Here is a 12911-nt window from a genome sequence, read left to right on the forward strand (position 1 = left end):
TTATATAGGAAAACTAATAATGAAAAAAACTATATTATCCCTATTGATTTCAGGTTCAGTAGTGTCCCCAATGGCGTTAGCAATGGCTCCAAATACCGATCTAAATTTAATGCCGTACCCGCAAACAGTCGAGCTGAAAGCTGGGCAAGTTAATGTCGACGGTAACTTCAAGGTTTACATCAAAGGCTTTAACTCTGACCGTGTTGAATACACGGCGAAACGCTTTATTGATCGCCTTGAGCGCCAGACGGGTGTGCCGATTTTAAACTGGCAGGTTGATAGCGCAGACCAAGCGAACTTGATCATTGATATCGACGCGGCGCCAAAATCTGAAGTACAAAACATCGACTCTGTAGAGTCCTACAAAATTACCACTCAGGGCGAACAAATCACGCTGAGTTCACCAAGTCCATACGGCACGATTCACGGCATCGAAACCCTTTTGCAGCTCGTTGAAACGACAGCGACAGGCTACCACATTCCTGCTGTCACGATTGTCGATGAGCCTCGCTTCCGCTGGCGTGGTGTTTCTTACGATACCTCACGTCACTTTATCGAATTCGATGTGCTGATTCGTCAGTTAGACGCGATGGCATCGGCGAAGATGAACGTTTTCCATTGGCACTTCTGGGACGACCAAGGCATTCGTATTCAAACGGAATCTTGGCCGCGTTTGTGGTCTGAAACCGCTGATGGTAACTACTACACCAAAGACCAAGTTCGTTACTTAGTGGAATACGCGCGTAACCTCGGTATTCGTGTGATTCCAGAGGTGTCGCTGCCGGGGCATTCTTCTGCTGTTGCTTATGCTTACCCGCGCCTAATGTCGGGTGGTGAAGGCCAAAGCTATGAGCAAGAGCGTGGTTGGGGCGTGTTTGAACCATTAATGGACCCATTGAATCCAGAGCTCTATGAAATGCTGGGCGACGTATTTGATGAAGTGACCGAGCTGTTCCCAGACGAGTATTTCCACATCGGTGGCGATGAGCCGAACTATGCGCAGTGGAAAAACAGCGAAAAGCACCAACAGTTCATTGAAGAGAATAATATAGATGGTGAGCGTGGCCTGCAGTCTTACCTCAATGTAAAAGTTGAGAAGATGCTCGAAGAGCGCGGTAAGAAGATGACGGGTTGGGATGAGATTTGGCATAAAGATCTGCCAACTTCGATCGTGATTCAAAGCTGGCAAGGGCATGACAGCATTGGCCGTGCGGCAAAAGAGGGCTACCCAGGTATTCTTTCTACCGGTTACTACCTCGATCAACCTCAGCCGACTAGTTACCATTATCGCAATGATCCAATGCCAAGCGGCATCACGGTTGACGATAAGCTGCACAGTGGCGAAAAGTTCGTGACGTATCAATGGGAGAAGCCACGTTCAAAAGGCGGCCCACGTAAGGGAACGCTGACTATCATTGAAGCTAAGGACGGCACTTTCCGCGCATTCAGTGATTACAACGGTAAGTCTCGCGAAGAGATCTTCATCCTTGATTATGTGCCGGGTAAAACCTTTGTCGGTCACTTCGATAACTTCATGTCGTACACTGAATTCAACTTGAATCTGAATCCAAATGGGTTTGCTGAAGGCAGCTACCAGTTGATAGGTAACGTGCGCTGGCCAACCACAGGCGAAGTGATGGCGAGCAGTGATGTTGAAGGCAGCGTGATTCCTGAACCAAATGGTGGTTACCCTGCGGAGCTAACCGATAAAGAAAAAGAACTTATCCTAGGTGGCGAGATCACCATGTGGCTAGAGAACAAAGACAGCCTCACGGTAGAAAACTACCTATGGCCGCGCAGCTATGCGATTGCAGAGCGTTTCTGGTCTGATGCGGAATTGACTGACGAGCGCAGCATGTACAAGCGCATGAAGGCGATGGATACATGGTCTGAAGTATCGGTAGGCCTACGCCATCATGCGGATGCCGACATGTTGCTAAAACGCATCGCCAAAGGCCAAGATATTCACGACCTGCGCGTGCTAGCAAAATACACTGAGCCAGCACAGTACTATGCACGTAACTGGGAGAAGTGGAACTCTACGGAACCTAAGGGCACTTTATACAGCCAATACGAGCGCTTAAACCGCTTCGTTGATGCGCTGCCTGTGGAAAGCTACGCCGTGTATGAGATGCAAGACTTGGTCAATGACGTGGCGACTGGCAATCAACAAGCACTTAAGCAACTTGCAGGGCATTATCAGCAAGCTAAATCGGCTGCACTTGCGGCAGAGACAATCTTCGCTGGTAACGTGTCTTCAGTAGATACCGTGGTGGTTGCTGAGAAAACCGTTGAAGTCGCAGACTTGGCGCTAACCTTGATTGCGAAAGCACAAGCAGGCGAGAAAGTAAGAGCAGCAGACGTGAATGCCTATCAAGCGATACTGTCTGATTCGGCGAAAATCTACGACGAATCGATCATCGCGATTGTTCGCCCAACAGAGCTACTCTTGAAGCAGTTGGTTGAGTAAGTCTTTAACTGATGAACTGATAAGTCACACGCCAATAAGTGAATCAAAACCGCCCTCTGTGGGCGGTTTTTTAGTTGTAGCACTCAAATGAAATGTGGTGTTTAAGTTATATGAGTGATTACTCACTATCGACATTTTTCAGTGTTAACGTAAATGTCATGCCTTGGTCTGAATTGTTCTTCGCTATTAAGGTGCCTTGCATATCACGCACGTTATTTGCTGTGATGGCTAATCCTAGCCCCAAGCCTTCGCCCATTTTTTTGTTGGTGTGGAAGGGTTCGAAAATGGTTTCGAGTTGGTCTTCTGATACACCGCAGCCGTTATCTTGCACCTTGATAATTACACGTTGTTGATCGGCATGTGCACTGATAACAATGGTCGCGGGTGTTTGATTCAGAGTAGCATCGATGGCGTTTCTAAGCAGGTTACCAAGCACTTGGCGCAGTCTAGCCTCTTCTCCCATCACCATCGAAATATTCGAGGCGACACGCACGCGGATATCGACGCTGTCTAACTCTGCTTGGTGAATACGCAGGGTTTCTTGCAGTGCTTCGGTGAGTGAAACTGGATATGGCTTTTCTAGTCTTTGAAAGGCGAATGACTTCAATTGGCTAGTCATGTTAGCCATTCGGTCGATGAGGCTCATCACGAGATCCATGTTCGCTTTCAGCATCTTAGTCTCGCCTCTTTCCATCAGCAATTGATTACTTGAAAGCAGGGTTTTTAGACCAGTAAGCGGTTGATTTAACTCATGAGTAATTGCGCTCGACATACGTCCTAGAGCGGCCAGTTTGCTTGATTCGACCAGTTCTTGTTGTGCATCTTTTAGGTCTTGAGTTCTCTCTTCGACTCGCAGCTGCAGCGTTTTATTGGCGTTTTGTACAGCAATTTCGGCTTTCTTACGTTTGCTGATATCGATTACGGTACACAGGTAGTAAGTCGTTGCATGCCAAGGAAAGGCACTGATAGAGAACAAAACAGGGAAGTAACTGCCATCGCTGCGTCTTGCCATGGTTTCGACGCTGGTTATCTCGGCCAGTTCTTGGTGTTGCTCTAAGTTCTTGAGCAGCTGCAAGGTGGTTGAATTCGGGTTCCCTGCCTCAAATAACTGCCATGCCTTGATGTTATTGATCATTGAATCAGATAGGGAAAAGTAGTTCTTCGCCATCAGGTTGATATCGTGAATGCGTCCGTGTTTATCGATCAGTATTAACCCAACATGGGTTTTGTTGATCATCCCAGACAGTCGTTTCTCAGATTCCTCGATAAGCTTTTGGATTCTCAGATTGCTGAGCTTTTTCTGGCGTCTTTGGTAAAGAATCACCAACAGTAACAGAATGAAAAGACAGCCAACAGCAACGCTCCAACTGATCCAATTGGTGGTCTGATTAAGGTTGGTTAATGGTGTTAGATAGGTTAAACGCCAATTCAGATCGTCCAACTTGATGGACTGAATCAGGTAATCTTTGCCTTGCAGTCGCCATACTCGAATGTGGGTTTGATCATACAGTTCGCGCTTCGTGGTGCTTGGCTGTGAATTGAAGGTGTCATTAAACCAATCGGCACTCAATCGGTGATCGCTGGATAGAAAGAACTGATCGCGAGGGTTTTGGAACAGTATCGCTTCACCATCGGCAAACCATTGATCGGTCAACAACGATAAATCGATTTGTACCGCAACAATACCCACCACATCAGAGGCTCGATAAACGGGCGCGGCAATAAAATAATCGGGCGTTACGCCTTTGTTTTTTGTCACCACCGAAATCGCCCCACCTTGCTGGTGGATCTTAGACACGATTGTGCTGGCGTTCTTTTTGCTCAGCTTGCTTCTTTCTACGCTAGAAACCAACAGTTCACCGTTACCAGAAAGCAGATACCAGCCCTTAGTGTTGGCAGCTTTGTCCAATTGAATCAGCTGCTTCTTGATACGTTTTTCGAGTTGTTGTTCACCATCAATGAAACGGACACTGGTCTCATCGTTGGTCACCAGATAGGGCAAATAATAGAAACGTTTAAGCGTGCGCCTTGCTTCAGCAATGTATCCAAGAAAGCGTTGTTCCGCATAACGTTGCGCTTGTTCAAGCTTCCATTGGCTGATTCCATTCTTGGTGGTTACCTGCACTAAACCAATCAATAAACAAGCACACAGGAATAACCAATATCGATTGTTACTAACCATTCTTGATTAAATCCTTTTAAAATTAGTAGCTTGTCTCTTTGAAATCAGCGAGATGCGAAGCTTCGCTGCTTCACGACTTGGAAGGTGAAGTGTGGGACAAATCGAAGCTAACAAACATTATAAAACTGTTAAAGGAGTGTTATTCAAAGTGGGAGCTAGCTCCTTTTCGTCTGCGGTTTTTTTACATACCGTGGACGACATTAATCAGATGTAGAGCGGCGGAACCAAACTATGCAGCGTATTGCTTTAATTGAAGATGACGCGATTGTGCGTCAAGCAACCAGCCAATGGTTGCAGCTGGCGGGCTTCGATGTCACCGCATTTGAAGTAGGGCAAGATGCGTTAAATGCCGTAGAGCAGGGTGATTTTCAGACCATTATCACCGATGTTCGTTTACCTGATATTGATGGTGTTGAACTGCTAGGGCGTTTCAAATGTCTTGTGCCAGAGGTGCCTGTTATTTTGATTACTGGACATGGCGATGTCGACATGGCCGTCAAGGCCTTACAGCAAGGTGCCTATGACTTCATTGAGAAGCCATTCGATCCAGAGCGTTTGTCTCAAACGGTATCTGAAGCCGTCGACAAACATCAAAGTGGCCAAGATAGAATCAGTCGCCAAAGTTATCTAGATAATTTGAAAGGCATTGAACAGGTGTTGATCGGTCGCAGTAAAGTGATGTGTGAACTGCGAGAGCAAATACAGAAAGTGGCTTCAATAGACACCAACGTGATTATCTATGGTGAAACCGGCTGTGGTAAGGAGCTAGTCGCCTCTTGCTTACATGAATTCAGCCAACGTAAAGCCCATCCGTTTGTGCCGCTCAACTGTGGTGCGATTCCTGAAAACTTGTTTGAAAGCGAGCTGTTTGGACACGAAGCTGGTGCCTTTACTGGCGCTGCTAGGAGGCGTATTGGTAAGCTTGAATTTGCCGACAAAGGCACCGTGTTCCTTGATGAAATTGAAAGCATGCCGCTGTCAATGCAAGTCAAAGTGCTGCGTACTCTGCAAGATAATATCGTGGAACGCGTCGGCGGTAATCAGCAACAAAACGTCGACCTGCGAGTTGTGTCTGCCTCGAAAAGCGATCTGCTAAATCATCCTGATTTTCGCCAAGATCTTTTCTATCGTTTGAACGTTGCACAGCTGCATTTACCTCCACTCTGTGAGCGTGAAGAAGATGCCTTACTTTTGTTTGAACACTTCACCCAGGAAGCCAATCCCGAAACACGAATCGCCAGTGAGGCTGATCGCTATGCCTTGTTGTCTTATGCATGGCCGGGCAATGTGCGTGAATTGCGTAACGTGGCGATTCGTTTTGCCTTGGATGAAAGCCTGACTGTTGGCGATATTTTAGCGTGTCGACCTAACTCTGTCACAGAGTCCACAACGTCAGGCATTCCATTGGCGGTTCAGGTACAAAGCTTTGAAAGGAAGGTCATTCACGATGCGCTAGTGCGTTATCAAGGGCGCATCAATGATGTGATGCAAGACTTGGATTTACCCCGACGAACATTGAATCAAAAAATGGTGCGCTATGCGTTGAACCGAAGCGATTATGTCGATTCGTAAGTGATGACGAGATGAGAGGAACTGTATAAATCAATGAGCAAAAAATGGCTCACCTCATATTTGTTACTTTATAAATATTGATCACATAAATATGACGCAGTGTGACTCAGCTATCTTTAAATAGATGTTAAAGCTTGCTTTGGATAAGCAAAAATTAGCTCATCCAATAGCGACTAAATAAGCAATAAATGGCTCACCTTAAGTGGTTTTTAAAATAAAATTTAATTAAAACAAATATTTAAAAATTGGCATTGCGCTTGCTATCTAGCAATTGTTGTTAACAAAAATATAACGTGAATAACTCTACATGGAGAGTAACAATGAAATACAACAAGCTAGTTAAAACTTTAGCAATCGCAATGGCCTCTATTGGCTTTATCAGTAACGCCTCAGCTCAAGAAGATCGCAGCTACATTTTAGCGACGGCTTCAACGGGCGGTACTTACTATCCAGTGGGTGTGGCTTTAGCGACATTGAGCAAAGTTAAGCTTGCGCCAAAGCAGCACTTTTCTTTGGCGGCGATCAGTTCTGCAGGATCGGGCGAGAACGTGAAACTTCTCAATGAGAACGAAGCACAGTTTGCCATTCTACAAGGTCTTTATGGTGCATGGGCGTGGCAAGGGCTAGGTCCATATGAGAAGTCAGGCAGCCAAAAACAACTACGTTCAGTCTCTATGCTTTGGCAGAACGTGGAACACTTTATAGTGCGCTCTGATCTGACAGAAACGGGCACCATGAGTGATTTAGAAAATCTAAACGGCAAAAAATTCTCTATCGGCAAGAAGAACTCAGGCACAGAGAATTCAGGACGCCAGATCATGCAAGGCCTGTCGGTTAACCCAGAACAATTTAAACTTGCCTTTATGGGTTACGGCGGCAGTGCCAGCGCACTACAAAATGGCACCATCGATGGTATGAATACACCCGCTGGCGTGCCTGTTGGCGCGGTAACTCAAGCGTTTGCAGCCTTGGGTGAAGATATTCAAATCCTGTCATTTACCGATGCGCAAATCAAACAAGCGAACGGCGATTACAATATCTGGACCAAGTACGAGATCCCGGCAAACACTTACCCTGGTGTTGATAAGCCGATCACCACTATCGCTCAACCCAATTTCCTAGCGGTTCGTGAAGACATTTCTGAAGAAGACGTGTATCAGCTGACCAAAGCTATCTATGAAAACCTACCTTTCCTACAAGGTATCCACAAAGCAACCAAAGCAATGGCACTCGAGAAAGGGATCGCAGGTCTGCCTGTTCCACTTCACCCGGGCGCAGCACGTTACTACCAAGAAGTGGGCATCGATATCCCTTCTGAGTTGATCGTTAACTAGCTTATCTGTTGTCAGGTAACTATTGGTTTATGAGCTATTGGTCTGTGAACTAACAGTTTGCCATCAACTAACCCCTTCGTGACTTAATTGCTTGGTGCACGTTCGCTCAGGAATGTGTTCGTGCACCTCCTCACTTTATGGATTTTCTCTGCGCGTTTGCTGTGGAGAGCAGGAGTTTTCTATGAGCGATTCGCTGCAGCAGGAACTGAAAAAATTTGAACTGCCGACCCGAACGGATTTTCCGTGGGTCGGCAAAGCGATAACAACAATGGGAGTGATACTTTCTCTATTACACATTTGGTTTAACACCTTATCTACCTTGCCAGAGCTTTGGATCTCAGCGACCCACTTCGCCGGTTTCGCGATCATTTGTGCGCTTTGGTATCCCGCCCATATCTCATTGAAAAGAAGCAAAATTGCTTTGGCTGTCGATATCGGGATCGCCTTGGCGGCTCTGGCTTGTCTTATTTACATTCCTTTTGCAGAAGATGCACTTTATGAGCGAGGCGTGAAGTTTATCGCCAGTGATTGGTTCTTCTCTATCTTGGCAATTGCCATTGTTATTGAGCTGATTCGTCGCACTATGGGTTGGTTTATTCCGGTGCTTATCTTGGTGTGTTTGAGCTATGTGGTGCTGTGGGGGCAATGGACCAGCGGCATCTTCCATTTCCCAGGTTTGAGCCTTGAAACACTGCTTTATCGAAGCTTTTACTCATCAGAAGGGATGTTTGGTTCTATCTCAAGAATCAGCTGGACCTTTGTATTCATGTTCATCTTATTTGGCGCATTCTTAGTGCGTTCGGGTGTCGGTGATTACATCATTGATGTGTCTCGCGCAGCAGCTGGAAAAGTGATTGGTGGCCCCGGCTTCATCGCGGTAATTGGCTCAGGCTTAATGGGGTCAGTGTCTGGTTCTAGCGTGGCAAATACCGTATCGACGGGCGTTATCAGTATTCCTCTGATGCAAAAAGCTGGTTTCCCTTCGCGCTTCGCAGCAGGTGTTGAAGCGGCAGCATCGACGGGCGGGCAGTTGATGCCACCAGTGATGGGTGCGGGTGCGTTTATCATGGCGTCTTACACGCAGATCCCTTATGTCGACATCATTGCGGTTTCTTTCTTACCTGCGCTTATCTACTTTTTGTCTGTGGCATTTTTCGTACGTATTGAAGCAAAACGTAGTGGCGTGCAAAAAGTCACTTCTGGCTGTGAACCTCTATTGAAGGTATTGCTGTCGGGCTGGCACAACCTGATCCCACTAGCGGTGTTGGTGACTCTGTTGGTGAAGGGCTTCACACCGACTTACGCAGCGGGTATTTCGATTCTGTCTGTCGTAGTGGCTTCATGGTTTTCTAAAAATCACAAAATGGGACCAAAGGCGATCATTGAAGCGCTTTCTCAAGGTGCGAAAAACATGGCGACCACGGCGGTGTTGTTGGTGGGTATTGGATTAGTTATCAACGTGATCAGCACCACGGGCATTGGTAACACCTTCTCATTGATGATCAACAGCTGGGCGAACGGCGACTTGTTGGTGATGATCGCCTTGATCGCGCTGGCGTCTTTGATTTTGGGTATGGGCTTACCAGTAACCGCGGCTTATATCGTGTTGGGCACTCTGTCTGCTCCAGCCTTGTACAAACTGATTGCTGAAAGCCAGCTACTCGACTTGTTGGTTTCGGGACAGTTACCTGAACAGGCGAAAGCTATCTTCATGTTGGCTGCGCCAGATAAGCTTGATTTACTGAACGCGCCAATGGCACTCGAAACAGCCAAAGAGATGATTGCGTTAGTCCCTGCTGATTTTGTGGAAACCTTGCTTGAGCAAAGCCTAGGCTTGGAAGCGATCAGCCTTGCACTGCTTTCTGCCCACTTGATTATTTTCTGGCTATCGCAAGACAGCAACGTGACGCCACCTGTTTGTTTAACGGCGTTTGCAGCTGCGACCATTGCGAAAACCCCACCGATGAGAACTGGCTTAATGGCATGGAAGATAGCCAAAGGCTTGTATTTGGTGCCATTGCTGATTGCTTACACCAACTTGGTAAGTTGGGATGTGACCTCCGTTTTGGTTACGGGTGGCTTTGCTATTATCGGTACGTATGCGTTTATCGCAGCGATTGAAGGTTACTTAGAAAGTGAAATCAATCTCGCTCTTCGTGTCGTGTTGATTGCACTGGGTGTCGCTTTGGTTTGGCCTGATGTGTCAATTGTGATTCGCTTGGTTTGTGTGGCTCTATTTGTGAGCATCTTCATCTACAGCGGTCGTAAATACGACATCAACCAAGTGAAAAAGGAATCGGAAGACGAGCAAGTATCTTTGCCTCAAACCGAGTCTGACACTGTCGCGTCTTCCCTATAATTAAAAGGACTGAATGTAGGAATATTATGAACTCAATATACGACTATATTATCGTTGGTGGCGGCATTGTTGGCGTGTCGACGGCATGGCAATTACAGCAAGCTCACCCTGATAAAAGTATCCTTTTAGTCGAGAAGGAACGTGGTTTTGCGCAGCACCAAACTGGCCATAATAGCGGGGTGATTCATGCTGGTGTTTACTACGCTCCGGGCAGTTTAAAGGCCGATTTTTGTAAACGTGGTGTAGAGCGCACCATTGCCTTTTGTAGCCAACACGATATCCCCGTCGAAAACTGCGGTAAGTTGTTGGTCGCGACCAATGAGCAAGAAGTCGAGCGAATGAATGCGCTCTATCAGCGTTGCCACGATAACGATATTGATGTCGATTTGTTGGATCAAGCTCAACTCAAACTTGCCGAGCCAAACATCACGGGGTTGGGTGCGATTTATGTCAAAACCACCAGTATCGTCGACTACAAAAAAGTCACCGAAGTGATGGCTCAAGAGTTTGTTGAGGCGGGTGGCAAGCTTAGCCTTGGTACGGAAGTGATCATGGCCGATGAGCAGGAAGATGAGGTGCAGTTGACGTGCAAAGTCGATGGTCAGACTCTTCAACTCAATAGCCGATTCTTGATCACGTGTTCTGGCTTGATGGCCGATAGAATGACCAAGATGTTAGACATCGAAACCGACTTCCAAATCGTGCCTTATCGCGGTGAGTATTATCGGTTGGACGCTAAGCACAACCAAGTGGTGAATCACCTTATTTATCCGATCCCAGACCCAGAGCTGCCTTTCTTGGGCGTGCATTTAACGCGCATGATTGATGGCTCGGTGACTGTTGGGCCAAATGCGGTTCAAGGTTGGAAGCGAGAGGGTTATGGCAAGCTTAACTTTAGCTTCAAAGACACTTGGCAGATGCTGAGCTTTGCGGGTTTTTGGAAAGTGACTGCGAATCACCTTAAAACCGGTTTGGTTGAGTTTAAGAACTCGTGGTGGAAACCGGGTTATCTAAAGTTAGTGAACAAATATTGCCCGAGCATTACGGTGTCAGATTTCAAACCATACCCAGCAGGCATTCGTGCTCAAGCAGTACTCAAAGATGGTACCTTGGTTCATGATTTTCTGTTTGCTGAAAGCCCAAGAAGCTTGCATGTATGTAACGCGCCATCACCGGCTGCGACTTCTGCAATGCCGATTGGTGAGTACATCTGTGGCAAGGTAATAAAAAAGACGGCTTGATGATAACTAAGGGTCATTAAGCTGAGATGCTCTCCGAAGACAATAAAAAATCCGCAAGCTCCTATCTATTTATGATCATGGGCTTGCGGATTTTTAGTTTTAGCCGTGTCTACTCGGTTTAACTGTTAGTCAATTAACTAATCTTACAGCCAATCAGGGACGAAGTTAGCGACGATAGTGACATCGCTAAAGTTACGGTAACCGCGCACCATGATGCTGAATTCACCCGCAGGTTTGTTCAATACACACTGTTCGTTGCTGCTGTTCTGGTATGGACGGCAGTCGTAGTTCGCTTTTGATACGGTGCCGTTGTGTTTCACATACAAGTCGGCATCGCCACTACGAGGGCCGGTCAAGGTTACGGTTAACTGACCTGCACTTTCCGTGGTAAATGTGAAAAATTGCTCTTCACCATATCCTGCAGTAAGTCCTTCAACAGGCACGTCATTTTGCAGCTCTTTAGGGCCTGCAACGGGCGAATCAAGGCTGGTTTCGACAAGGTAAGCAATCGCCAGTTTGGCGAACTTGGTCGCGTGTGTCGCCGTTGGATCTGAGTTCTCAAGCGTGTCGTGCTCAGTGTGAATACTTGGGTTGTAATCATTGAACATGCTCTCGAATGGCATGGCGGCTGGGTAGCCAACATTGTGCCAAGAGGCGTGATCAGAACAGGCATAGCCGCAATCATCAAAACCGTAACTGATGTCGCTCGCGTAAGTGTCGATTAGCTCGCTTAAGTAGGCGGTGAGGTTGCTGTCGGTGTAGTCTGTGATGAAAGTGATATCGTGCGCCGAACCGTTGTAGTTGGTCATGTCTAATTGCAATACCGACACAACGTTGGCTTGCTCGTCTCTTAATGCATTAGCGACATCTTGTGAGCCGCGCAGCCCTACTTCTTCTGCCGCATAGCCATAGAACTTAATGGTCTTGTCTGGTTGAATACCGCTGGCGATCATCAGGCGAAGCGACTCTGTTACCGTTGCAATGCCAGAAGCATCATCATCAGCTCCCGGTGAGATGGTGCCTTCGCTTGTCCAAGAACCTACCGTTGAATCAAGATGGCCGCCAACCACCACGATCTCTTCAGGATATTTAGCGCCAAGCAGTGTCACTTCAACAGATTTTTGCGGATATTCAGTATGTGTGATTTGGCGTGCAGACGCATACGGCACATCTTTAATTTCTGTTTCCCAACGTTCTAAAAGCCAATCTGAAGCAGCGACACCAGTAGAAGTCGTATAAAAACGGTTGGTGAAGTTGGTTAGATTTTCGATGGTTGTGACCATGTTGTTTGGCTCGACCTGAGCGAGTAGGTCATTCACCGTATCTTGATGGCTGATCACCGGCTTTTCGAACGTGCTCATTGTCAGTGGCATTGCTGCGGCTTTGAGTGCGCTTGCTTTGTCTTCGTGCACCATGTAGCCACCACAACGGTGAGTTTCTTCATGCATGTGGCTGGATAGTTTCGCGAGCTCTTTCTGGTTGATTTTCGCGACGATGGAATGCTTGTTTCCAGTCACGCTTGGGTAAACCGTCGCGCCATGCTGAGCCATAATATGTTGTGCGTCCGCATCTGTGGTGATCCAAACCTCTTCGTTCGCTGGTGGTGTGATGCCTAGGGATGCGTAAGCCGCAGTACTGTTGATTAAGGCTAAAGAGCCTCCGAGCACTGCCAAAGCTAGCATGCTTTTTTGAATAGCCATTTGTCGTCCTTTTTATGGTGAGTATTGTTATGTTGATGGGTGTGAATTTTGTG

The 12911-nt window shown here is 46.9% G+C and carries 7 protein-coding genes; 5 read left to right on the top strand and 2 right to left on the bottom strand.

All coding sequences use genetic code 11. The features are described 5' to 3' along the window. Nucleotides 1-19: 19 nt before the first annotated feature. On the top strand, nucleotides 20-2470 hold the full coding sequence (locus tag AB4484_RS05830) for a family 20 glycosylhydrolase (protein ID WP_372076898.1): 2451 nt from the start codon (nucleotides 20-22) through the stop codon (nucleotides 2468-2470). 118 nt (nucleotides 2471-2588) lie between these two features. On the opposite strand, the gene AB4484_RS05835 is transcribed toward AB4484_RS05830, so the two are convergent. Continuing rightward, nucleotides 2589-4652 (bottom strand): ATP-binding protein, encoded by a 2064-nt coding sequence (locus AB4484_RS05835; RefSeq protein WP_372076900.1) that lies wholly within the window; start codon nucleotides 4650-4652, stop codon nucleotides 2589-2591. Between the two features lie 231 nt (nucleotides 4653-4883). Between AB4484_RS05835 and AB4484_RS05840 the strand changes: the two genes are divergently transcribed. From AB4484_RS05840 to lhgO, 4 genes are all read left to right on the top strand, one after another. Further along, the gene (locus AB4484_RS05840; protein WP_372076903.1) at nucleotides 4884-6224 is read left to right on the top strand and encodes a sigma-54-dependent transcriptional regulator; all 1341 of its coding nucleotides are present in this window, start codon (nucleotides 4884-4886) and stop codon (nucleotides 6222-6224) included. Between the two features lie 320 nt (nucleotides 6225-6544). Further along, the gene (locus AB4484_RS05845) at nucleotides 6545-7558 is read left to right on the top strand and encodes a TAXI family TRAP transporter solute-binding subunit (RefSeq protein ID WP_050632668.1); all 1014 of its coding nucleotides are present in this window, start codon (nucleotides 6545-6547) and stop codon (nucleotides 7556-7558) included. A 181-nt stretch (nucleotides 7559-7739) separates the two neighbouring features. Beyond that, nucleotides 7740-9917: a TRAP transporter permease gene (locus AB4484_RS05850; protein ID WP_372076907.1), complete on the top strand. Its 2178-nt coding sequence runs from the start codon at nucleotides 7740-7742 to the stop codon at nucleotides 9915-9917. Nucleotides 9918-9943: 26 nt separating this feature from the next. Next, a complete protein-coding gene (gene lhgO / locus AB4484_RS05855; protein WP_372076911.1) occupies nucleotides 9944-11158 on the top strand; it encodes an L-2-hydroxyglutarate oxidase in 1215 nt (404 codons plus the stop codon). Between the two features lie 143 nt (nucleotides 11159-11301). Here the strand turns inward: lhgO and AB4484_RS05860 are convergent, their stop codons facing one another. Continuing rightward, nucleotides 11302-12858, bottom strand: a complete 1557-nt coding sequence (locus AB4484_RS05860; protein WP_372076914.1) for a M28 family metallopeptidase — start codon at nucleotides 12856-12858, stop codon at nucleotides 11302-11304. Nucleotides 12859-12911 lie beyond the last annotated feature (53 nt).

It is taken from the genome of Vibrio sp. 10N.261.46.A3 (genome assembly GCF_041472995.1).
GTDB lineage: Bacteria > Pseudomonadota > Gammaproteobacteria > Enterobacterales > Vibrionaceae > Vibrio > Vibrio coralliirubri.

Excerpts from the sequence above, each read along its gene's own strand:
- AB4484_RS05835 (WP_372076900.1), bottom strand. The coding sequence starts at position 4,652 with ATGGTTAGTAACAATCGATATTGGTTATTCCTGTGTGCTTGTTTATTG.
- lhgO (WP_372076911.1), top strand. The coding sequence starts at position 9,944 with ATGAACTCAATATACGACTATATTATCGTTGGTGGCGGCATTGTTGGC.
- AB4484_RS05845 (WP_050632668.1), top strand. The coding sequence starts at position 6,545 with ATGAAATACAACAAGCTAGTTAAAACTTTAGCAATCGCAATGGCCTCT.
- AB4484_RS05840 (WP_372076903.1), top strand. The coding sequence starts at position 4,884 with ATGCAGCGTATTGCTTTAATTGAAGATGACGCGATTGTGCGTCAAGCA.
- AB4484_RS05830 (WP_372076898.1), top strand. The coding sequence starts at position 20 with ATGAAAAAAACTATATTATCCCTATTGATTTCAGGTTCAGTAGTGTCC.
- AB4484_RS05860 (WP_372076914.1), bottom strand. The coding sequence starts at position 12,858 with ATGGCTATTCAAAAAAGCATGCTAGCTTTGGCAGTGCTCGGAGGCTCT.
- AB4484_RS05850 (WP_372076907.1), top strand. The coding sequence starts at position 7,740 with ATGAGCGATTCGCTGCAGCAGGAACTGAAAAAATTTGAACTGCCGACC.